A 21788-nucleotide genomic window follows, 5' to 3' on the forward strand; every position below is an offset into this window, starting at 1 on the left:
CCAAGAAATTAATACCTTTCCTTTCTGCACACATAAGGGCGCATTGCCCTTGCATAACAGATGGTATCTGCACCGTAATTTTTGTCAAGAAGTGTGTTGGGTTTTCGGCCCACTTTCGTAAAATATTTTTTACCCGGTATGGCGTGAAATCGTTGAAAACCGGGTGAAAAATATTTTTATCCAATCAATCAACCGTAATAATTATTTTTGCACCCCAGGCATGCCCCAGCGGGGAAATGACGCATTTCCACCACCGGTGGGCACCCGTTTGGCGTCGCCGCCATGCCGTGTGATCAGGTAAACGCCGCGTCCGCCGCCGCGTGAGGACGCAAATGCGATAAAGTAGCTGTCCGCACAGAAGGCGGGCTGCTCGTCACTGCCGGGGCCAAAGGTCACCTGGCGCTCCATGCCCGTGAGCATGTCCTGCACAAAGATGCGGTGACCGTAATCCGTCATGCGGCTGTATACCACAAGGGTTCCGTCAGGCGAGAGGTTGGCTTCGGAATTGTAGGCGCCGTTTTTGCTCACCCGCGTAATGGAACCGCTGTTGAGGTCTTTGAGGAAGATCTGGGGACCGCCCAGCCGCGAGGAGGTAAAGGCCATCTTGGTGCCTGTGGCGTCAAAGGTCGGCGATACGTTGATGGAGTCGCCCTGCTCAAGCACTTTTTCTTTCTGGAAAACGTGGTTGAGCTGGAAGATAACGGGGTATTTGCCGTTGGAAAGAGCCACGGCCACCTTGTTGTCGGGCATGAACGCAGGCCCGATGACCACGTTGCCGGGGAAGCGGATACGCTGCACTTTGCCGGTGGCGCGGTCCCACACGCCCAGGGCGTGCGACTGGGGGTCGATCTGGGTAAAGACCACAAAGCGGCCATCAGGGGACCATGCCGGAGACATGGCCTCGCCGGGCATATTGGTGATCTGGCGCAGATCGCGGCCCGTGGGCTTGACCAGCCAGACGTTGGAGTCCATCTTGCCGTTTTTCTTGACGAAGGCCAGCGTGGAGCGGAAGAAGGAACCGTTGCCCGTCAGGGCCTCCAGCAGGTCGGCACAGAAGCGGTCCGCCACTTCGGGCAGATCGCGGGAGCTGACCTTGGGATATTCCTTGCCAAAAAGGCGGCCGCCGGTGTTGGTTTCAAAGGCGCGGATCTGCACAGGGCGGGTGCCGCTGTCGCCTTCAGGCCAGAATGTGGTCACCACAATGTCGGACCCGGCAAGCTGAAAGCGCTTGAAATCCAGTGCGGGCGGTTCGTAACCGGCCAGAACCGCGCCACCGAGCACGGCTTTGGGATCGGTCAGGCGCATGAAGGGCAAAAAGCTCAGGTTTTCCTGAACAATCTTTTGCAGGTCTGCGCCCATGCCCGTGGCCGGAGTCTGCGGGCCTTTGAGGGGCGCGGCCAGCGCCAGGTTGACGATGTTTTGGCCCGGACCATAAATGTCCACGCGCATGGCGGCCTGTGCCCCGCTTCCCAGGGCCAGCCAAAGCCCCAGAGCCAGGAGAAGAAGCAGTTTTTTCATGGCGTCAGCAGTCCTTGTTGCATCGGCGCGCTAACGGCGCACCAGAGTAAGAGTTATATCCAGCGTTGCGTCAAGCCCTTCGGGAAGCGGCGGTATGCTGCCAACCTTGCCGATGCCTTTGCGCACGAAGGAATCAAGCATTTTGTCGCCGCTTTTCTCAAGAAGGGCGGCATCCTCAATGGCCCCTGTTTTGGGGTTCACCTTCAGACGCACCGTAGGATAATAGGTACCGGGCGGGGTTTCAACCGGTATAATGATGGACCCGGCAAGCTGCCGTGTCACAGTGGAAAAATATTTGCCGTAACTTTTGCCGTATTTGTCCTGAGCTTTGTTTTCCGGGCCGTACAGCTGTTTTTCACCCGAAACAGGCTTGGAAATGGCCGGGGCCGGGGCTACGATGCGGCCTGTGGGCGCTACGACGCTGCCTGTGGCGGACGGCTTTGGCCCCGCATCGGCAACGGTCGGCAGGGGCGTTGGCGCGATGGTCAGGGGTGACGCCTGCGCAGCCGGGGCGCTTTTGGCCTCGCCTGCCGTATCCTTGCCCTGATCCTTGTTCTGGTCCTTTTTCGCCTGCGAGTTCCCCAGGCTTACCTTGGCCGGGGTGCTGTCCTGACTGCGGCCCGCCATTGGCGCGGCTTTTTCGGCATTTTTGGCGGTCTTGCTGCCCGAGTTGTCCTTGGCGGGCGGAGCCGGGGCCACAACCGTCGGCCTGATAGCGGGCAGATCCTTGCCAGTGGCCTTGGCGGCCTCTTCCGCCCTTTGGCGTGCGCGCTCTTCCGCGCCAGCGGCCATGTTGTCGCTCATGGCGGCCTCGGCCTTGACGCGGGCCCGCTCCTCAAGGCGCAGCGATTCCGCATCGTCCGGGATCTGGTTGCGCGTCTTGCCCTTGGGCGTGCCTGTCCAGAAGGACAGGTGCACTTCCAGCGGCTTTTCATGCGGCGGTTTGCCAAAGGAGCCGATCTGGCGCACCGCGCCGCAGGCGGAACTGTCCAGGGCTTCCATGCCCGATGGGCGCACCGGAGTGCAGTTCAGCACATGGCCTTTGCCGTCCACCCCCACTTTCAGCTGAACCTGAAAGTCGCCTTTCAGGGCCGGGGGCGGGGCCCAGATGTCCACTATCCTATCAAGCATTTTTCCGGCATAGCCGCCAGAAGCGTCAGCCGTGGCCATGGCCGCGGCAAAGGCCCCCGTCGCCGTGAGGCTCAGGGCCAGCATGCCAAAAAACTGCAACAGTCTGCGGGAAAAAGAAAGAAGCGACGTGCGCTGCGCGGATGGCATGGTGACCTCCTGTAGGCACAGAATAGCCTGTATGTTAAAACGGACGTTGCGTATCCCCGTCCATCGTGAAGAAAAAATCTATCTGACAATCCTGACCAGAGGGAGGCGGCGCAAAACCTCCTTCCCTGTCCGTGCGTATGATGGCGTTGCGCGCCGAGGCGTCAAACTGTTCGTTGCCAGAGTGCTGCACCATTGTAATCTGCTGCACTTTGCCGCTCTTGTCCACTGCTACGACGAGCAGACATTGGAGCCAAACGGGATGCGCCGATGTGAAGCCCCAGTTGGCACGCACCTTTTCAGGTATTTGCTCCCAGGGGGTCTTGGATTTATCCTGGGAGGGCGCGTTTTCTGAGGCTTTTGCGGCTCCGGCCGGGATCGGAGGGGCTGATGCCGCACCAGTGCATGAAGTCAGCAGCAACGCAAGGCAGAGCGAACAGAGCATACGCACCAGAACGCGACCTGTCGTCATGCGCAAAAGCGGCATTGCGGCCTCAGCTCCCTTGGTGGGTATGAATTGCTGGCGTTATCTGCCCATCAGCTCGTCATAGGTGAACACAAGATCCATGTCGCCGTATTCCGCGGAAGGCGGGACGGGGAAGTCCCCGCTCTGGCTGGTGCGGATGATGGCGTTCACCGTGGAGGCGTCAAACTGGGAGTTGCCAGAGCTTTGTGAAATGACGGCCTGCTGCACCTTGCCCTGCATGTCCACGCGCACGTGCACGACGCAACTCAGGTTTCTTCGACTTGCCGAGGTAAAGCCCCAGTTGGGCCGCACAGCCAGCATGACCTGCCCCTGATAGACGTCGCCGAGTCCGCCGCCGCCAGGGCCAGACCCTTCGCCGCCGCCGCCGCCGCGATGGCCGCCGGCCCGCTTCTGGGCCTGGGCAAGGGCCTGCTCAACGGCATTGCCCCTGTCGCCGGAATCGGCACGGGACGTGGCGTTACGCTTGGCTTGCTGCAGGGCTGCGGCCACCGGATCTTCCGCTGACTTCTGGGGGCCTTTCTTGTCGTCTTTTTTGGCAGGTTCCGGTTTTTTCTGCTCCTTGGACTTTTCAGCTTCCTTGGGTTTGTCCGGTTCCTTGGGCTTGTTTTCTTTTTTGGCGGCCACGGGCGTAGCTTCCGGCTTGGGCTCGGGCTTGGGTTCCGGTTTTGGTTCCGGCTTGGGCTCGGGCTTCTTGACCGGGGCCACATCGTGCTTGGGCGGCGGCGTCACGGGAGAAGGCTGTTTTACTTCAACCCTTTCCGGGGCGGCGACTTCTGCCTTGGGCGCAGGCGGAGTGGGCGCAAGAGGCCCGTCGCCAGGCGCGCCCATATGCCCGAGAATGGGGGAAGGCGTACGGTTGCCGCCAGGCGCGCCCTCCACCAGGCTGATCATGACAGGAGGCGCGTCAAGCCGGACAGGCGGCGTGCTGGGCCAGAACCAGATGAGCAGAAAAGCCGCCAGGTGCAGGCACAGGGAAAGAACATACGAGGCCAGACGCATACAAAAACCTACTTCGGGGCACGGGCAGGAGCGGTTTTGCCGCCCTTGGCCGGGGCTTGATCTGGCTGTTCGGCGATGACGCCGAGCTTTTCAATGCCGACGGCCTTGATATGTCCCATAACTTCCACCACAGTGCCGTAAGGCACGGCCTTGTCTGCCTGAAGGAAGAGCGTTTTATTTTTTTCTTTGACCAGGCGCTGCAGGTAGCCTTCAAGGTCTTCCATACTGTCCACGCCGTATTCGTCCAGGTAGATCTTGCCGTCGTTGCGCACGGTAAGCACCATATGATCGGCTTCAGTGGGCAGCACTTCAACCTGCGTGGTCTGGGGCAGGTCAACCTCAAGCCCCTGGCTCATCATGGGCGTTGCCACCATAAAAATGATGAGCAGCACCAGCATGACGTCCACAAAGGGCGTGACGTTGATATCCGAAACGAATTTGTTGCCGCCTCCGACGTTGGCTCCCATGCTACATCTCCGTGGCGCCGGTGCGCTGCACGGGCCGGTGGGCATTGAGTTCGCGCTGTACGCGGTTCAGGAAGACGCCCGCAAAGTTCACCAGCAGCGTGTCTACCTGAGAAAGCTTGCCCATAAAGATGTTGAAACCGATGGTGGCGGGCACGGCCACAGCAAGGCCGATGGCGGTGGCGACCAGGGCTTCGGAAATGCCGGGGGCCACGGTGGCCAGCGAGGCGGATTTGAGCATGCCGATGGAGTGGAAGGAACTCATGATGCCCCACACCGTGCCGAACAGGCCGATAAAGGGCGCGGTATTGGCCGTGGTGGCCAAAAGCGAGAGCGAGCGCTGCAAGCGCGCCAGTTCGCTGCCCACACCCTGACGCAAGGCGCGACGGACGTTGTCCACCACAACTTCGCTGCTGTTGCCAAGCTCCTTGGAGCGGTTGAATTCCAGCACCCCCTGGTGCGCTATATAGTAGAGGGGAGATGCGGGATCAGCGCCCAGAGACTGTACGGCTTCACGCAGGTTGGAGGCTTTTTCAAAACCTTCCGTGCCGTTGAGCGCCTTGTTGTTGGCGGCGCTGAGCGAGAAAAATTTCTGAATCATCAGGCCCCAACTGATAATGGACATAACGACCAGAAGAGCCAGCACCGCCTTGGCCACCAGGCTCGCCTGGGCAATCATTGAAAAGAAACTGAATTCCATGAAGTTCTCCATAAGTGCGCAGCAGCCGTGTTTTTCACAAATCGCCGCAAGTAGTGCCGGAACGCAGGGCGCAAAAAAACGCCGGTCATGACGGTAGCGCCGTCACAGCCGCATAAGGCTCTGGCGGAGAATGCAACGAGTGGGGCAAAGTTTCAAGATTTTTTTTAGACCTTTTGCCCCTGGCCAGCTTTAGGCGGGGTTTTACCCCTGCACGCCGGAACGGAATGCACCTGTCCGGGCGGTTCGTCAAGTCCAATGATTGCCGCCTGTCGGGTCTGCGCCCGCGCGGCGCAGTGTTGGACAGCCATGCGTGCGCCAGTTATGTGCGGCAGTTATGTGCGGCAGTCGCGACCAGTCATGCGCGCCAGTTGCGCCAATTATGTGCGCCAGTTATGTGCGCCAGATATATGCGGCAGCCACGTAGAGCAGTGGCGTCTGGCAATCGCCTTGTCCGCCGCCGCTTGCCTGAAAAAGCAGGGCGTGAAGGCCAGCAGCGCGTGCCCGGCGGCCTGAATGCAGCCGGTTTTCGTGAGGCCCGCTGCGCCGCGTCCAATACCAATAGTATAGGAAGAAGATATTTTGGCAAGCCAGGTGAAAAAAAGCCAGAACTGCGCCGGACAGTGGGTGGATTCCGCCCGGCGGCATGAAATATTTTATATTTATCTTTTTCATTGAGTCCTATATGCTTGGGCGCGTATTGCCAAGCCGGCCGGGTCATGCCTGGCCGGCCAGAGCGTCACGTCAAGGGTGTGCCGGGCCGTATTGCCAATGACGTTTGCGCGTTGTATGCAGGCAATGCAAGAGCTACCTTCCCATACGCCGCTTTCAGGGCGCGTGCCACATCTCAATTACGGCGGTTTCAGTGATTCGCTCGTCCATCCTTTTTCTTGCGCTTGCGGTGATCTTTTTTTGCTCCCCCTCCACTGCGGCACAGCGCGGCACGGGGCCTGGGGCCGCTGTGCCCCTTTTTCAGGGGCAGCGCAGCCTTGGGCAGCAGGGCGGAACAACGGCAGACACGGGAAAAGATGATGGCAGGTCCCTGCGCATCACCATGCGTGATGCCGTGAACCGCTCTCTGGAGTTTAACCCCAGTCTCGGTTCTCAGGAGGCGCAGGGGCGCTCGTCGGAGGAAAGCCGCAAGTCCGCGCGCGGCGCTTTCGGCCCCAGGCTTGGCATGACCTATTCAACGGCCAAGCAGGAAAGGAAGAGCAATCCCTCCACGGTCAAGCCGCCAACGATGGGCTCGTACAGCTGGGGCGTGGAAATTTCGCAACCGGTGTTTCAGGGCTTCAAGCTGCTGGCGAACTACCAGAAGGCCGCTCTCCAGGCCGACAGCGACAAGGCTGCCCTGCGCAATGCCGAACTGTCCATGACGGAACAGGTGCAGGCGCAGTTCCTGAATCTTTTGCGCTATGAAGAGAGCGTGCGCAGCGAGCGTGACGCCCTGGCGCGGCTGCGTGATCAGTTGCGCATCACCACGGCCTTTTTTGATGTTGGGCTGCGCCCCAGGCTGGATGTGCTGCAGGCCGAAGTTGACGTGTACCAGGCGGAAAATTCGGTAATTATCGCCGAAAACAATCGTGAGACCAGCCATGCGTTGCTGAACACGCTGCTGGGGCTTCCGGCCACCGCGCAGGTAAACTACACGGGTCAGCTTGCCCACGTGCCTTTTTCACGGTCGCTGGAGCAATGCCTTGAGGCTGCCTACCGCCAGCGTCCCGATCTGTATATGGCCGCCAAGTCGGTGGAAATTGCCGGCAAGAACCAGCAGGCGGTACAGAGCGACTATTATCCGCAGGTAGAGGGCTACTATAATGTAACCCAGAGCGGCAACACGCCCGACCTGCAAAAGGACGGCAGCAACGGCTCGCGTTCGCAGACCTGGGAGGTGGGCGCGCGCGCCACCTGGAATGTTTTTCAGTGGGGCACCACCTATTACGCTGACAAGGAAGCCGGATGGCTTGTCACCAAGATGCGCTATGAGGCGGAAAACCTGAAGCTCAGCGTGGGCTACGACATCAAGTCCAAGCTGCTGGCCGTGCGCGAAGCAGAAAAACGCATTAACGTGGCGGAAAAAACCGTGGAGCAGGCCACCGAGGCCTACCATGTGGCCTTGGCCCGCTACCAGGAACAGGTGGGCACCAACTTTGACGTACTGGACGCATCGTCCAAGCTCACCACGGCCCAGGCAGCCCTTACGGGAGCCAAGGCCGACTATCTTACTGCCCTGTCGCAATTGTATGTGGCCATGGGCGAATTTCAACCGGACCTTATGAGGCGTTGACCCGAATGCCTGGAGCGCCCAAGCACAAGCGAAAGAGGAATGAAAGAATCCTACCTTACTATTACGCCCCTGGGGGGCCTTGGGGAAATCGGCCTTAACTGTCAGTTGTGGGAAACCGCAGGCGGCGTGGTCATGGTGGACTGCGGCCTTATGTTTCCTGACGACGCCCATCTGGGCGTGGACGTGGTTATCCCCCATTTTGGCGCTGTCTGCGCCATAAAAGATAAATTGCTCGGCATTGTGCTCACGCACGGGCACGAAGACCACATCGGGGCTCTGCCCTGGCTTTTGCCCGAACTCAAGGGCACGCGCATCTTTGGTTCGCGTTTTACCCTTGCCCTTGTGGAACACAAACTGCGTGAGCGTGAAATCCTCGACTGGGCGGAACTGTGCCCCGTGGACGCGCAGACGGTTTTGCCTCTGGGCGATCTGACCTTTCATTTTTTTCCGGTCTGCCACTCCATTCCCGAAGGCTTTGGCCTGGGAGTGGAAACGCCCATAGGGCGCGTCGTCCACAGCGGCGACTTCAAGATTGATCCGCATCCTCTTGACGGCACGGGCACGGACCTGGGCGTTTTTCGCGATTTCGCCGGGCCCAAGGGCGCGCGTCTTCTGCTTTCAGACTCCACAAACGTCATGCGTGAAGGGCATTCCCTCACGGAACGGGAAGTGAAGGACTCGCTGGAGAAGATTTTTGCCAGGGCGGAAGGGCGCATCGTCATTACGCTTTTTTCAAGTCATATCCAGAGAATACAGGAAGTATTCGACCTTGCGCGCGAATTCGGGCGCACTGTGGTCATCAGCGGAAAATCCCTGGCCAACAATATAGAGATGGCCCGCGATCTTGGCATCGCCAAGCTGCCGCCGTCCTTTTTCAACGCCCACAACGGCGTGCCCGACCTTCCTGACAACGAGCAGGTGCTTGTGGTCACGGGCGCGCAGGGCGAACCCATGTCGGCCTTGTCGCGCATGGTGCTTGGCGGCCACCGCCAGCTCGAGATCCGCAAGGGCGATACCGTGGTCATGAGTTCGCGCATGATTCCGGGCAATGCCAAGGCCGTGTCCAAGCTCATCAATGAAATGTACCGCATGGGTGCGGAAGTGCTGTACGAAAGCGTCCACGCCATACACGCCTCGGGCCACGCCCAGCGCGAAGAACTGCGGGCAATGTTCGAGGCCGTGCGCCCCGAGCTCTTTGTGCCCGTGCACGGCGAGTACCAGCACCTTGTAAAGCATGGCCGCCTGGCTGTGGAGTGTGGCGTCAAAGAAGAGAACGTCATTCTTCTGGAAGACGGGCTGCCCCTGACCCTGCTCGAAGATTCGTTCAGGCTGGAGCAGAAGGTGTCCGTGGAGTGTACGCTCGTGGACGGCAAGGGCGTTGGCGATGTGGGTTACGCCGTGTTGCGTGAGCGTCGCATCCTTGGCGATGAGGGCATGGTCATTGTCGTGCTTGTGGTGGATTCGGAAACCGGCAGCGTGCTGCATGGGCCGGAGATGATTTCCAAGGGATTTGTGTTCGAGCAGCACTACAGCCATTTGCTTGAAGACGCCAAATGTCTTGTGCTGGACGAAATTGAGGCGGCCCGTCCCGGACAGCTCAACCGCATGCAGGAAGGCATACGCTCGTCACTGCGCCGGTTCTTCCGCCGCATACTTGAGCGCGATCCTGTGGTGGTGGCCATTATCAGCGAAGTCTGAGGAAGCACTGATTAAAGAGCCTCCTGGGAACGCGCAGGTATTTCTTTTGCCAAAGCGCTCTGGCGGCAGCGGAGGCAGACCGGGAAAATCCGGGTGTTGCCTTCGGCCCGTGCGGGACGAAGACAGGGGTTCTGGCGCGCCCTTAGGTGATGCTATGCCCTCGGGCGCAGGCTGGATTGGGGCATGTGCCCAAAATTCGTATTGTCCGGTGCGGGGTTGAGGTGCGGCTGCTCGTCCTTGTTCGGAAGCATGCCGGGTTTTTTCGCGCCACATGCGTCGTGACGGCATGGATATTGCTTTTTTCATGACAAGAAATTGGCGGCGGTAAAAACTGCCGCAAGGAGCTGTCATGAACAAGGCAATCGAGGCTGCCAGGTTTCCCTATATACTACTGTGCACCGCCCTTGTGGGTTGCGGGCTGTTTTTCGGCACGCTGCTCTGGCAGGAGGGCGGGGGGCAGAAAATCCGGGACGGTCTGCTGTATGCTCCCGGTTTTGTCGTTAAAGCTGAGGTGGTGGATGTGATGCGGGTTGTGCCCTTTGCCGGAGCCAGGCTGCGCAGCCCAAGCGTTGATGCCGATACGGGGTATGTGGTGCAACTGGCACATTGACGCTACGCGCATTGCGACATTGTCTCTGCGGGCAGAACACCCGGCGCGCCTTGTGGTATGCAACCGCAGCGCCGGCGGGTGCGTCTGGCCGCCTTTTTGCGGCCTTTGGCCGCGCTGAAGGCAGTCCTGAACTGACGTAACTTTCGGCAGTCCAATGATTTTTGCATAAAATACGCAAAAATTTTTAAAAATATTGCAAATGCAACGTCAGGCTCCGTCGATTTCGTATACCTTGCAGTTATGGAATGCCCGATTTTTTGAATTTCGTGAACGAGCTTTACGGTGTGAATAAAGGGTGAACGCGAAGGGCAGCAGGGTTGTCTAGTAAGTTACTAGGTAGTCTTGACGAAGAAAAGGCTATACCTTATCCAGTATGCACTTGTTTACGCAACTGGCACGGTGTTCTTGACCGCGCAGCATTCATGCCCTATTTTTACCACTTCACACCATACTAAAACGTAGGTGTTTCCAGGCTCCAAAAAGTCGGGAACGCGCCACGATGTAAAAAAAGGTAAAACTCCGTCATGAATTGGGATTGGGATAAGCTACAAGAAAAGCGGCAGCGGCAGCAGGGAGGCAATCCTCCCCCCCGACCACAACGAGAGACAGAACCTGACGATGAAGGGCAGGAACGCCAGCAGCCCCCCCGGGCAAAGCGTTCATCTTTTAATAGACCCGGCGGAGGGGACGAAAACCCCTTCAAGAAGCTTTCGCAGTTACGGTTCCCCAACGGGAAAGGGTTTTTGCTTGTCGGGCTTGGAGCGGTGATTCTTTGGCTGCTCTCAGGCATCTATATAATCAATCCGGATGAAGAGGGCGTTGTGTTGCGGTTTGGCAAATATAACCGCACAGAAGGCCCCGGGCCGCACTACGCGCTGCCCGTGCCCATTGAAAGCGTCTACAAGCCCCAGGTAACCCAGGTGCTCCGCAGTGAGGTCGGGTTCCGTTCCGTGGGGCAGAGCGCGACCTTCCAGCAGGGGCAAGTGCGCACCGTTTCGGAAGAAGCGTCCATGCTCACCGGGGATGAAAACATCGTCAACGTCCAGTTCAGCGTGCAGTACAAGATAGACGACCCGGTACAGTATCTTTTTAATGTCAGCGCGCCCACCGCTCTCGTCCGCAACGCCGCCGAGGCGGCCATGCGCGAGGTTATCGGCAACAGTCTGATCGATTCGGCCATCACCGACGGCAAGCTGAAGATCCAGAGCGAAGCCACCCAGCTTTTGCAGACGATTCTTAACCGGTACGGAGCGGGTATTCAGGTGCTGGCCGTGCAGTTGCAGGATGTGCACCCCCCGCAGGAAGTTATTGACGCATTCAAGGATGTGGCCAGCGCACGAGAGGACAAAAGCCGCATCATCAATGAGGCTGAAGCCTACCGCAACGAACTTCTGCCCAAGGCACGGGGTCAGGCGGCGGCCATGCTCAACGAGGCGGAAGCCTACCAGGCCACGCGCGTGCGCAACGCCGAAGGTGAAGCCGCCCGCTTCGACGCCCTGAGCGCGGAGCACAGCAAGGCTCCCAAGGTTACGGAACAGCGCCTTTATTATGAAGCAATGGAAGATATTCTTGCCAACGCGGACGAAAAGGTGCTTATGGACGGCCCTGCGGCGTCGCGGGCCCTGCCCTACCTGACCTTGCCCGGACTGAGCGCGCCTGCTGCCCCCAGGGTCTTGGAGAAGAAGTGATGCGTAATAATTCTTTGACAATAGTGATACTGCTGCTGGTTGTTGCGGTTGTGGGCAGTCAATGCTTTTTTACTGTGCACCAGACGCAGACAGCCCTGGTGCTGCAGTTGGGTGAACCCCTGAACAAGGTGTATGAACCCGGACTGCACTTCAAGATGCCTTTTATCCAGAATGTGGTGTACTTCGACTCGCGGGTGCTGGACTATGAAGCCCGCTCGCGTGAGGCCTTTACGGTAGATAAAAAGGCCATTGTGCTTGATAACTACGCCCGCTGGAAGATTATTAATCCTTTGCAGTTTTATCGTACCATGCGCACCATCCCTGGCGCGCAAGCACGACTTGACGACGTTGTCTATTCCCAGTTGCGGGCCCTGGTGGGCGCATACACGCTTACAGAAGTTGTATCGTCCCACCGCGCGGCCATCATGAAGGAAGTGACAAATAAAGTTTCAGCCCTGATGCACAGTTACGGTGTCGAAGTGCTGGACGTGCGCATCAAGCGCACAGACCTGCCGCCGGAAAACCAGCGTGCCATCTTTGGGCGCATGCGGGCCGAGCGTGAACGCCAGGCCAAGCAGTACCGCTCTGAAGGTGAGGAAGAATCCACGCGCATCCGGTCTGATGCAGACCGCCAGCGCGCTGTCATTCTGGCTGAAGCTGCGCGAGAAGCGCAGATAACGCGAGGCACGGGCGATGCCAAAGCCGCCTCTGTCTATGCACAATCCTATAACAAGGCTCCCCAGTTTTACGCGTACCAACGCTGGCTGGAAGCCATGCGAAAATCTCTCAAGGAGAATAGCAAGATGGTGCTGGCCAACGAAGCGCCTCTTCTTAATCCTCAACATTGATGACGCGGTTTCGCCGCGTTACGGAGTTCAAGACCATGCCTGCCTTTGCAGAAATATACGAACGTATCAAGCTGGCGACAAACAGCCGCACGCAGGTTGAACTAGCCGAAGTGCTGGATATACGTCAGTCGAGCATCTCCGATGCCAAACGACGCAATTCCGTGCCTGGCGACTGGTTTATGAAACTGTTTGAAAAGTTCGGGCTGAATCCCGACTGGCTCAAACAGGGCATAGGCCCCATGTACCTGCGTACCGAACAGGGCTATATGCCGCAGGACGCCCCTGCCTCCCTGGCTGAAAGCGCCGCCCACTACGGCGATACGCTGGCCAGAGGAATAGTGGTTTCCATCTATCAGATGCGCTCTGATTACAGTGATGACCAGCCACGGCCGTCCCTGGATATAGCGGGCAAGATATCCCTGCCGCATTCGTTCACACGCGACGGACTTTGCGTGTTGCGCATGCGTGGAACCAACATGATCCCCACGGTGATGTCCGACGCTCTGCTTGGAGTGGACACCCTGGAGAAAGACGTGATTTCGGGGCGCATATACGCGCTTTTCGCCCCCAATGAGGGCGTGATCCTGCGGCGTGTGTTCCTGAATGGCTCCCAGGATGGCTATATACTGCGCTCTGATTCGTCGGACTTTCCTGAAACTGCACTCACGCCGGACCTGCTGGCCAAGCGTCTGTTGGGCCGGGTGGTATGGATTTTTCAGGAACTTTAAAAATGCGTCCGGGCCCGGTTGGTGACGTGGCTTTGCCTTTGATCAAGACTGTCTGGTTGGTCTGCTGTCTGACGTGCTGTATGCTTGCGGCTGCCTGTGGCGGTGCGCACACCGAGCCCGTGTCCCCCCCAGACCAGGCCAGCCCGGCATCGGCGGGATATGGCAACACCACTGCCACTGACCTTCAGGCAAAGGGCCTTGTGCCGGGCGTTCCGCAAAGCGGCGATGCCGCTGTGACGCCCTTTGGCCAAACTCTGCAACCTCCGTCCGGCAGCCCTGCCGGACAGAGCCTTGAAGGGCTCCCCCTCGTGTGGCAGCCGCTGGCCCAGCGGCTTGCCGCTGAGGGGCTTCCAGGCCCCAAGGTGAACGCCCTGCTGGCCACCCTCGCGCCCGTGCCCAGCCAGTCTCCCATGGGGCGCAAAATGCTTGAGCTGTATAAAAGCCGCTTCATGCCCAAGCCCCCCTCCGTCACGCCTCCGACACAGCAATACTACAAGGGCGTCGTCACTGAACAGAACGCGCGCCTGTGCCGCGAGTTTGTGGCCGCGCACACGCTGGCCTTCAGCCAGGCCCAGGCCAGGTTTGGGGTGCCCTCGTCTGTGGCTGTGGCCCTTCTGTTTGTGGAAACGCGCCTTGGCAAGGTTCTTGCCGATGTGCCCGAAAACGCGCTGTTCACTTTGGCGAGCATGGCGGTAAGCCGTCAGCCTGACGATATCAGCCAATGGCTGCCGCGCATGCCCGGCTATGAAGAGCATCTGCCCTGGTTTGACGAAACCATGCCCAAGCGCGCCGACTGGGCCTATAAGGAAGTGCGCGCTCTTGTGACCCATATTTTGCGGGATGATCTTGACCCCCGGTATCTGCCGAGTTCCATTTACGGGGCCGTGGGGCTTTGCCAGTTCATGCCTTCCAATATCGCGGCCTATGGCGCGGATGGCGACGGAGACGGCAAGGTGGATCTCTTTCACGTGCCTGACGCCGTGGCCAGCTTGTCCAACTATCTTGCGCGGCATGGCTGGAAGCCGGGCATCAACCGCGCCCAGCAGCACAAAGTGCTTATGGCCTATAATAAATCGGTGGTCTACGCCAACACCATTCTGGCCCTGGCGGATCTCGTGGCCAAGCCCGCAGCTCCCGTCAAAACCGACGGCCCTGGCACACCGGGAAAAACCGCGCAAAAGGCCAAGGCCACCAACAGCAACGCCACCGGACAGGGCGGAAAATCCCTGCCCACGGGCAAGGCCCCATCCGGCGGCGTGCCGTCGGGCGGCCAGAAAACGCCCCGATAACGGTGTTCTGCTGCCTGAACGGCCCCTTTCATGAGGGCTGGCGGCGGTATGCGAAATCCTGTATAGATGACCTTCGAAGCCGTGTCGTCCTGAAAGCTGCCACCTTCAGCCTGAGCGGACGTCGGCGGTGCAGGGGCCGGAACAACGGCAGCGCCCAAGGCCCAAAACCTGCGTTTGCTCGCGCTTGCACGCGCCGCATGGGGCGTGACATGTTATCGAAAAACTTATATTCACAAGGGTAACGCGCTTCACGGGCGTCAGTTTATCTCAAGAAATTCTTTCATCAGTCGATAAACAAGATATGGGGCTTTGCCCCATGCGTGGCTGCCTGTTCCGTCAACAGGAACATTTCTGGACCGTTTTGTGTGCAGAAATGCCAAAGCCACGACGCCGGGCTGTGCCCGGCTCAGGCCCGTTCATTCACCGCAGCGTCGGCGCAAGCCGGGCATGGCGCATGAAGAGGGTATTTGCGGTAGTGTGCCCGCAAATCGTCCGGCGTTCTAACGAGCGCCGGACGCACTTTTTGGGGCAGGCGCGCGTTAGGATCGTATGTTCCCCGCAGCTTTTCTTGCCATCGCGCCCCTCGGGTGGCATACTTTCGACATGAAGTGCTCAACGCGGTCTGACTCCTGCACGGCAGGGACGCCACGTCCCCTGGCCGATCTTCCACGGTTGCCCGGCCTGGGGCGTCAGGCCAACGCTGTTCCCAGTGACGAAGCCTGTTTCGCTCTTTGGGACAAATATGACATGCTGCCCAATATCCGGCGGCATTCTTTGCTGGTGGCTCATATCGCCACGTCTCTGGCTGCCAGGGCCGCAGATCTGGGCTTTGGCGTCAATGTGGACGAAGTGCGCGCCGGGGGCTTGCTGCACGACATCGCCAAGACCTATTGCGTGCGCCACGGCGGCAGCCATGCCCAGGTGGGCGCAGCCTGGACCGTGGCTGAAACCGGCAATTACGCCATCGCCCAGGGCGTTATGATGCATGTCTGGTGGCCGTGGCCGCTCCCTGAAGGAAGCGCCATCTGCGCCCTGCCTTTTTTCGTGATGTATGCTGACAAAAGGGTCAGGCATGACGCCTGCGTCAGCCTGGAAGAGCGGTACGATGACCTGCTGGGCCGCTATGGTCGCAGCGAGGCTGCCCGTGAAGGGATTTACGCCGCCTTCCATCAGGGGAAAAATATTGAAAGCGCGCTTTCGGCGCAGTTGGGGTGGACTCTGTATGAAGATTCTTTTGATTGCGGGCGGCTGGTCCCCTGAACGTCAGGTTTCACTGAACGGCGCGCGGGCCATGGTTCCGGCTCTGGAAGCGCGCGGCCATCAAGTCACCTTTTTTGACCTTCTTGCCGACTTCAACCGCTTGCTGGATGAAGCCAAAAAGCATGATTTCGCCCTCATCAACCTGCACGGCGCTCCTGGCGAAGACGGCCTTGTGCAGGCCATGCTTGACCGCGTGGGCTGCCCCTATCAGGGCTCCGACCCGGCGGGTTCTTTTCTGGCGCTCAACAAATGCGCGGCCAAGCAACTGTTCCGTCTGGCGGGCCTGCCCACCGCCGATTGGGAATTTGTGCCCGTGCCGCCCGAAAAAGACTGGCAGCCGAGCCTGCCGTATCCTCTTTTCGTCAAAAGCAATACCGGCGGATCTTCCCTGCGGCTTGGCCGCGCCACCAACCGCGCCGAACTTGACGACGTCATGGGCCAGATATTCGCCGCCGGTGAAGAGGTCATTATGGAGCCGGTGCTGCACGGCAAGGAAGTGACGTGCGGCATCCTGGGCGAAGAGCCTCTGCCTCCCATTCTTATCGAGCCTGTGGCTGGCGACTTTTTCGACTACGAAAGCAAGTACGCCCAGGACGGCGCGCGCGAAATATGCCCGGCGCCCATTGGCGACGAGATTACGGCGCGCGTGCAGGAGATGACCCTGGCCGCGCACAGGGTGCTTGGCCTCAGGGGCTACAGCCGGGCAGATTTCATTCTTGGCCCGGATGAAAGCCTGACGCTTCTGGAAGTCAATACGCTGCCCGGCATGACCGCGACCAGCCTTGTGCCGCGTGAAGCCAGAACCATCGGTCTGGATTTTGGCCAGTTGCTTGAGCGCCTTATACATCTGGGCCTGGCGGACTGCGGCAAAAAATAGTTTTTGGCAGCGTGGGGCGCGGTCGCTCGCCCTCGGCGCAGCGCAGACTCTCTGCTCTGGCACGCGCCGAATCTGGCGAGGACAGCCTTTGGAATGCGTATGTTCAAAGGCAAGCCCCTCCAGAGCAGCTTTTGCAGGCAGTCGCGTTGCCTGCACAGAAATATGGCAAGAACGTATGGCACTGATCGGCCCGCCACGGCATACCGTGGCGGGCTGTGAATTACCTGACGCAGATCGTGCTGTGCAACGGCAGATTACAGCGCCTTTATGACGGCTATCCTCCAACAGTTACGGTCCTATGTCTGATAGTAAAAAATTGCCCGGCCATCTGGCGGCTCTGTTCTGCACCCTTGTATGGGGTACCACCTTCATTTCAACCAAGGTGCTGCTGCGGGACTTCAACCCCATCGAGATACTTTTTTTCCGTTTCGCCCTGGGTTTTGTGGCCCTGTGGCTGGCCTGTCCGCATGCCTTGCGGCTTACGGAGCGCAAGCAGGAGTGGCTGTTCGCAGGGGCCGGGCTTGCTGGCGTAACCCTGTATTTTCTTCTGGAAAATATCGCCCTTACCCACACGTTCGCATCCAATGTGGGCGTTATTGTGGCCGTGTCGCCGTTTTTCACGGCCCTGCTGTCCTTCTGGCTGCTGAAGGCCGAAAGACCTGGCCTCAACTTTTTTCTCGGCTTCGCGGCGGCCATTGCGGGCATCGGACTCATAAGCTTCAGCGGCAGCACGCAGTTGCAGCTCAACCCCCTTGGAGACCTGCTGGCAGTGCTGGCAGGGCTGGCCTGGTCGTTTTACTCCATACTTACCCGCAAGATTCTGGCCCTTGGCTACAAAAGCCTTCAGGTGACACGGCGCTGTTTTTTCTACGGCCTGCTGTTCATGCTTCCCTGTCTGCCCTTCATGAATTTTCACTGGGATCTGGCCCGGTTTAACGCTTTTGTGAACTGGAGCAACGTGGTCTTTCTGGGCCTCGGCGCGTCGGCCCTGTGCTTTGTGGCCTGGACCTTCGCCATCAAGCGGCTGGGAGCCGTGCAGAGCAGCGTGTATATCTATCTTGTGCCGGTAGTGACGGTCATTACCGCCGCCCTCATACTGCAGGAGCACATAACCTGGATGGCGGCACTGGGTACGGCCCTGACCCTGGCAGGCCTTGTGGTGTCCGAAATTCGGCAGTTCGGCGTGCGAAAAAAAGCCGAGGCCCTGCAACGTCGGGGACAGGGCAGCACGTAGTGCCGAGCAAAAGCTGTGCGGGCCAGGCACGGAGTTTTTGTGTGTGGGGGACTGTTTGCCCACATCGGCGGTTAGTTGAAAAGCTTTGTGGGGGAGGGGCCCTTTTGTAAAAGGGTCCCTCCCCCACGCCCCCACCCCCTAAAACTCTTATTATAATATATTGCCAAGAGCTTGCTGATCCCGGGCGGCGCTTCAGAGGCGGCTTGGTCCTGGCATCGCGCCATTATAGAGCATCTTCAAAGCGAACTTGTTCTAATATATCAGCTTTTGCGCGGCGTCAGCGGCAGCGGAGCGGCTTGCCTTCGCAGTCGCCGGACGATTGCCCGTGAGTGTGTTGATGTAGCAGTCATGTGACATTGACATTCATTTTCAAATGGGGCAGTGTGCAGGTATTCTAACCCTCTGCCTGAAACGCACACAGGATTATCATGACCCCTTCGCAAATAGTCTCAGCCCTGAACTCTCTTCTTTCCATCCGGCAGCCGGTTTTCATCTGGGGTGCGCCGGGGGTAGGCAAAAGCCAGATAGTCGCCCAGGTGGCCAAAGCCAGGGGGCTGGCCCTGCGCGACATCCGCGCCGTACTGCTTGACCCTGTGGATCTGCGCGGGCTGCCGCGCATTACCGATCAGGGGCTTTCGGTATGGTGCCCGCCAGCCTTTCTGCCCACGCCTTCAGACCCGCAAGAGGGCATTATTTTTCTGGATGAACTCAACGCCGCGCCCCCTCTGGTGCAGGCCGCCTGCTACCAGCTCATCCTCGACCGCGCCATCGGGGAGTACCGCCTGCCCGACGGTTGGTCCATCGTGGCGGCGGGCAACAGGGAAAAGGACAAGGCCGTGTCGTACCGCATGCCCTCGGCCCTGGCCAATCGCCTGGTGCATCTGGAGTGCGACGCCCATCTGGACGACTGGCTTTCCTGGGCGCAGGGGGCTGGCATACGCGCGGAGGTTTGCGCGTTTTTGCGCTTTCGGCCCCGTTTGTTGCACGACTTTGACCCGCTGAAAGCGGAAAAGGCCTTTGCCTCGCCGCGCTCCTGGGAGTTTGTATCGCGCATTCTGGACGCCCGGCCCGATGCCGATGTGGAGTACGAACTGTTTCAGGGCACGGTGGGTTCGGCTGGCGCTGCGGAATTTATGGGCTTTCTTTCCGTATGGCGCGAACTGCCCACGGTGGATGAGGTGCTGTCCGCTCCGGCTTCGGCCATGGTTCCTCTGGAACCCGCCGCCCTTTACGCCATGTGCGAGGCCTTGAGCCTCAGGGCCAGCGCGGAAACCATCGAAGCTCTGACGGCCTATGCCGAGCGCCTGCCCTCGGAGTTCGGCGTGCTGCTCATGCGCGACGCCGTGTGTCAGGATACGGATCTTGTGCGCACCGAGGCCTTTTCACGCTGGGCCGAAAAAAATGCCGAAGTGCTGATGTAGGCCATGAAGGAAAACGTCAGTGCCGTAAGCCCCGTTTCCGCGCTTGCCGTTGTCGGGCCTGGCGCGAGCGCTTCCGCCGTTATGGGGCCGGACGCGCTCTTCCGCAAGGCGGATCTGGCCATGAAAAAAGCCAGAACAGCTCTTGTGCTGGATCATCCTTTTTTCGGTTCCCTGGCCCTGCGCCTGCGCTTCAAGCAAGATTCGTCCTGCGCCGACATGTGGACAGACGGCAAACATCTGGGCTTCAATCCCGCATACGCAGCCACCTTGCCCGATGCCAAACTTGTGGCGGCCCAGGCCCATGAAGTGATGCACCTGGCTTTCGGGCACCATCTGCGCCGCAAGAGCCGCGAAGAAAAGCTGTGGAACCGCGCCTGCGATCTGGCCATAAACCATATTCTGCTTGAAGCGGGTTTTGATCTGCCCGAAGGCTTTGCGCACGATCCGGCCTACGCGGGCATGTCTGCGGATGATATTTATGAGGCCCTTGCGGCCCTTCAGGAAAGCGCCTCCAAAGGCGAGGCCGACAATGATTCCGCCCGTGCCGACGGTCAGGATGAAGCGGGCGCGGGGGCCATGAATTTTGAAGGCGGTAAGGAGCTGAGCGGCAAAAGCGCCGCGCGTTCCCAGGGCGGCAAAAAAGAAAATCCCGGGCAGGATGGAGAAGATCAGGCTCAGGCCGGAACAAAGGCGGCAAAAAACAAAAAGCCGGGTGCTCCGGTAAAAGGGGAGGGCAAAACCTCCTTTACCGGTGAGGTGCGCGACCATCCCGACCTGCAGGGTCTGGAGAATGATCACGCCCTGAAACTGATGGAGCAGGAGGCCGACGTGGCCCTTTCGCAAGCGGTGCAGAGGGCCAGACATATGGGCAGCCTGCCTGCGGGCTTCACGCGGCTGCTCAAAAAAGGGCGCCGTCCGGAACTGGACTGGCGCGAACTCTTGCGGCGTTTTCTTGAGCAGTGCGCGGACAATGACTATGCGTGGTCCACCCCCAACAGGCGCTACCTGTACCAGCATATCTATCTGCCCGCCCGGCGCGAGGCGCGCCTGCCCCATGTGGTTCTGGCTGTGGACTGTTCCGGCTCCGTGGATGAGGCGGCCCTGTCGCTGTTCTGCTCCGAACTGTTTTCCGTGTTGGATGCCTTTGACACCACGCTCACCGTGCTGTTCCACGATACAAAGGTTCAGGGCGAAATGACCTTTGACCGCATGAGCATGCCCTCAAGCCTGACGCCCGTTGGCGGCGGCGGCACGGATTACCGCCCCATCTGCGCGCATATTGAGGAGCGGCAATTGCAACCCACCTGCCTTGTGTGGTTTACGGACCTTGAATGCAGCCGTTTCCCTGACGAACCGGACTACCCCGTCTTGTGGGTGTGCAGCGAATCCCGGCCCGACGCGCCGCCTTTTGGCGAGCTTGTAACGCTGACGGGCCATACGCCGAGGGTATCGGATCAACAACCGGGCACGTCTGTGCCCTTGCGAGCAAACCATGCAGATTGAATGGAAAATAACCAAGAAACGCGGGAACCTGCGGCCTGTTCTCAGTTACTGCGTCCACCTTGAAGATCACGAGAAGGCCCTGGCTCTGCCCGTGGTGAGCATTGTTTCGCGCATTCCCAAACCCGAGGAAGACAGGCAGGACTATTGCTATCCCGGACTGCTGGAACGCGCCGCAAGCTACAGCCCCCAAAATTTTCATGTGCTGGAAGCCCCTTCGCACAAGGGACATGCCTGGACGCGCACCTTGCTGCTCCCCTGGCGTGAAGACAACAGCTACCCCGAAGTGGAGGCTTCTTTCGATCTTTTGCGTCAGGCCATGGAGGAAGCCTTGCGGGGCGCGTACAACAGTGAGCCTATGGAGCTTGCGGGCAGCGTGCGCACCTCGTCCGGGGCCAAGGCGAAGATCGCGCCCGGCGTACTGGGCGAAAAGTTTTTGCGTATCGCGGCCAGGGCTGCTGCGCATAGGGAGAGCGCCGCTTCCTAGAGCAATTTCACTTTGAAATTGCTCTGCTGACGCGAAGGCGGCAGCCGCCACGAAGTGGCGTGGATTCTGGCGAAAACCACGTTTTTCGCCAGAATGATGTGTTGAAACAAGGAGCGTTGCAAAAGCAAAATGCTCTCTAGGCAGAGTGGTCGCGAGCGCCTTTTCAGGCATCTCTGCGTCGAACTTCGCCTTTTATCCCGTTCAAGTACCATCGGAGTACACTGCCTGCATTAAAGGCTCGTTCTCCATGATATGACGGGTATGACTGAAAATTCATCTCGTGACCGCACTGTCTGGGGCCTTTCAACTTTGAAAAAGTGTAGCTGCGCCAACGTTGCGCCAACCTTGCACGAAGTCGCGGCGCAACATGACGTGGGTTCAGCCATCCGTGCCCTGACCTCGTTCAACACCGCCACGCATG

19 protein-coding genes are annotated in these 21788 nt (G+C 59.3%); 13 read left to right on the top strand and 6 right to left on the bottom strand.

What is annotated here, in order from left to right:
- Positions 1 to 201: 201 nt before the first annotated feature.
- Genes DESU86_RS10965 through tolQ form a run of 6 tightly spaced genes read right to left on the bottom strand, consistent with a single transcriptional unit; the run spans position 202 to position 5443 of the window.
- The gene (locus tag DESU86_RS10965; protein WP_179981073.1) at positions 202 to 1518 is read right to left on the bottom strand and encodes a PD40 domain-containing protein; all 1317 of its coding nucleotides are present in this window, start codon (positions 1516 to 1518) and stop codon (positions 202 to 204) included.
- Positions 1519 to 1548: 30 nt separating this feature from the next.
- Entirely contained in the window at positions 1549 to 2796 is a 1248-nt protein-coding gene (locus tag DESU86_RS10970) for a TonB C-terminal domain-containing protein (RefSeq protein ID WP_179981074.1), read from the bottom strand.
- Between the two features lie 34 nt (positions 2797 to 2830).
- Complete coding sequence (locus DESU86_RS10975) at positions 2831 to 3280, bottom strand: TonB C-terminal domain-containing protein (protein WP_179981075.1); 450 nt, start codon at positions 3278 to 3280, stop codon at positions 2831 to 2833.
- Positions 3281 to 3319: 39 nt separating this feature from the next.
- The gene (locus tag DESU86_RS10980; RefSeq protein ID WP_179981076.1) at positions 3320 to 4279 is read right to left on the bottom strand and encodes a cell envelope integrity protein TolA; all 960 of its coding nucleotides are present in this window, start codon (positions 4277 to 4279) and stop codon (positions 3320 to 3322) included.
- 8 nt (positions 4280 to 4287) lie between these two features.
- Positions 4288 to 4746, bottom strand: a complete 459-nt coding sequence (locus tag DESU86_RS10985) for an ExbD/TolR family protein (RefSeq protein ID WP_179981077.1) — start codon at positions 4744 to 4746, stop codon at positions 4288 to 4290.
- A 1-nt stretch (position 4747) separates the two neighbouring features.
- Positions 4748 to 5443, bottom strand: a complete 696-nt coding sequence (gene tolQ / locus DESU86_RS10990) for a protein TolQ (protein ID WP_179981078.1) — start codon at positions 5441 to 5443, stop codon at positions 4748 to 4750.
- A gap of 862 nt (positions 5444 to 6305) precedes the next feature.
- Here tolQ and DESU86_RS10995 point away from each other — a divergent pair.
- The 13 genes from DESU86_RS10995 (at position 6306) to DESU86_RS11055 (ending at position 21367) form a co-directional block, all read left to right on the top strand.
- The gene (locus DESU86_RS10995; protein WP_179981079.1) at positions 6306 to 7727 is read left to right on the top strand and encodes a TolC family protein; all 1422 of its coding nucleotides are present in this window, start codon (positions 6306 to 6308) and stop codon (positions 7725 to 7727) included.
- A gap of 39 nt (positions 7728 to 7766) precedes the next feature.
- A complete protein-coding gene (locus DESU86_RS11000; RefSeq protein WP_179981080.1) occupies positions 7767 to 9425 on the top strand; it encodes a ribonuclease J in 1659 nt (552 codons plus the stop codon).
- Between the two features lie 349 nt (positions 9426 to 9774).
- Positions 9775 to 10035, top strand: coding sequence for a hypothetical protein (locus DESU86_RS11005; RefSeq protein ID WP_179981081.1), 261 nt, complete (start codon positions 9775 to 9777; stop codon positions 10033 to 10035).
- 524 nt (positions 10036 to 10559) lie between these two features.
- Positions 10560 to 11723 (top strand): FtsH protease activity modulator HflK, encoded by a 1164-nt coding sequence (gene hflK / locus DESU86_RS11010; protein ID WP_179981082.1) that lies wholly within the window; start codon positions 10560 to 10562, stop codon positions 11721 to 11723.
- On the top strand, positions 11723 to 12571 hold the full coding sequence (hflC, locus tag DESU86_RS11015) for a protease modulator HflC (protein ID WP_179981083.1): 849 nt from the start codon (positions 11723 to 11725) through the stop codon (positions 12569 to 12571). Before hflK ends, hflC begins: the two co-directional genes overlap by 1 nt.
- Before the next feature lie 35 nt (positions 12572 to 12606).
- Positions 12607 to 13299, top strand: a complete 693-nt coding sequence (locus tag DESU86_RS11020; RefSeq protein ID WP_232088341.1) for a LexA family transcriptional regulator — start codon at positions 12607 to 12609, stop codon at positions 13297 to 13299.
- A 26-nt stretch (positions 13300 to 13325) separates the two neighbouring features.
- Positions 13326 to 14588: a lytic murein transglycosylase gene (locus tag DESU86_RS11025; RefSeq protein ID WP_232088342.1), complete on the top strand. Its 1263-nt coding sequence runs from the start codon at positions 13326 to 13328 to the stop codon at positions 14586 to 14588.
- Between the two features lie 603 nt (positions 14589 to 15191).
- Positions 15192 to 15848, top strand: coding sequence for an HDIG domain-containing metalloprotein (locus DESU86_RS11030; protein ID WP_179981086.1), 657 nt, complete (start codon positions 15192 to 15194; stop codon positions 15846 to 15848).
- Positions 15811 to 16725, top strand: coding sequence for a D-alanine--D-alanine ligase family protein (locus DESU86_RS11035; protein WP_179981087.1), 915 nt, complete (start codon positions 15811 to 15813; stop codon positions 16723 to 16725). Before DESU86_RS11030 ends, DESU86_RS11035 begins: the two co-directional genes overlap by 38 nt.
- A 298-nt stretch (positions 16726 to 17023) precedes the next feature.
- Positions 17024 to 17959 carry a DMT family transporter gene (locus DESU86_RS11040; protein ID WP_179981088.1) on the top strand — a complete coding sequence of 312 codons (936 nt, stop codon included), beginning with the start codon at positions 17024 to 17026 and terminating at the stop codon, positions 17957 to 17959.
- Between the two features lie 428 nt (positions 17960 to 18387).
- Positions 18388 to 19380, top strand: coding sequence for an AAA family ATPase (locus tag DESU86_RS11045; RefSeq protein WP_179981089.1), 993 nt, complete (start codon positions 18388 to 18390; stop codon positions 19378 to 19380).
- Between the two features lie 3 nt (positions 19381 to 19383).
- Positions 19384 to 20883: a vWA domain-containing protein gene (locus DESU86_RS11050; protein ID WP_232088343.1), complete on the top strand. Its 1500-nt coding sequence runs from the start codon at positions 19384 to 19386 to the stop codon at positions 20881 to 20883.
- Positions 20873 to 21367, top strand: coding sequence for a hypothetical protein (locus DESU86_RS11055; protein WP_179981090.1), 495 nt, complete (start codon positions 20873 to 20875; stop codon positions 21365 to 21367). The genes DESU86_RS11050 and DESU86_RS11055 overlap by 11 nt, the downstream gene beginning before the upstream one ends.
- The last annotated feature ends 421 nt before the right edge of the window (positions 21368 to 21788 follow it).

Source organism: Desulfovibrio sp. 86 (assembly GCF_902702915.1).
Taxonomy (GTDB): Bacteria; Desulfobacterota; Desulfovibrionia; order Desulfovibrionales; family Desulfovibrionaceae; genus Desulfovibrio.

Coding starts and splice junctions, on each gene's coding strand:
- DESU86_RS10965 (WP_179981073.1), bottom strand. CDS start 1,518: ATGAAAAAACTGCTTCTTCTCCTGGCTCTGGGGCTTTGGCTGGCCCTG.
- DESU86_RS10970 (WP_179981074.1), bottom strand. CDS start 2,796: ATGCCATCCGCGCAGCGCACGTCGCTTCTTTCTTTTTCCCGCAGACTG.
- DESU86_RS10975 (WP_179981075.1), bottom strand. CDS start 3,280: ATGCCGCTTTTGCGCATGACGACAGGTCGCGTTCTGGTGCGTATGCTC.
- DESU86_RS10980 (WP_179981076.1), bottom strand. CDS start 4,279: ATGCGTCTGGCCTCGTATGTTCTTTCCCTGTGCCTGCACCTGGCGGCT.
- DESU86_RS10985 (WP_179981077.1), bottom strand. CDS start 4,746: ATGGGAGCCAACGTCGGAGGCGGCAACAAATTCGTTTCGGATATCAAC.
- tolQ (WP_179981078.1), bottom strand. CDS start 5,443: ATGGAATTCAGTTTCTTTTCAATGATTGCCCAGGCGAGCCTGGTGGCC.
- DESU86_RS11000 (WP_179981080.1), top strand. CDS start 7,767: ATGAAAGAATCCTACCTTACTATTACGCCCCTGGGGGGCCTTGGGGAA.
- DESU86_RS11005 (WP_179981081.1), top strand. CDS start 9,775: ATGAACAAGGCAATCGAGGCTGCCAGGTTTCCCTATATACTACTGTGC.
- hflK (WP_179981082.1), top strand. CDS start 10,560: ATGAATTGGGATTGGGATAAGCTACAAGAAAAGCGGCAGCGGCAGCAG.
- hflC (WP_179981083.1), top strand. CDS start 11,723: ATGCGTAATAATTCTTTGACAATAGTGATACTGCTGCTGGTTGTTGCG.
- DESU86_RS11020 (WP_232088341.1), top strand. CDS start 12,607: ATGCCTGCCTTTGCAGAAATATACGAACGTATCAAGCTGGCGACAAAC.
- DESU86_RS11030 (WP_179981086.1), top strand. CDS start 15,192: ATGAAGTGCTCAACGCGGTCTGACTCCTGCACGGCAGGGACGCCACGT.
- DESU86_RS11035 (WP_179981087.1), top strand. CDS start 15,811: ATGAAGATTCTTTTGATTGCGGGCGGCTGGTCCCCTGAACGTCAGGTT.
- DESU86_RS11040 (WP_179981088.1), top strand. CDS start 17,024: ATGTCTGATAGTAAAAAATTGCCCGGCCATCTGGCGGCTCTGTTCTGC.
- DESU86_RS11045 (WP_179981089.1), top strand. CDS start 18,388: ATGACCCCTTCGCAAATAGTCTCAGCCCTGAACTCTCTTCTTTCCATC.
- DESU86_RS11050 (WP_232088343.1), top strand. CDS start 19,384: ATGAAGGAAAACGTCAGTGCCGTAAGCCCCGTTTCCGCGCTTGCCGTT.
- DESU86_RS11055 (WP_179981090.1), top strand. CDS start 20,873: ATGCAGATTGAATGGAAAATAACCAAGAAACGCGGGAACCTGCGGCCT.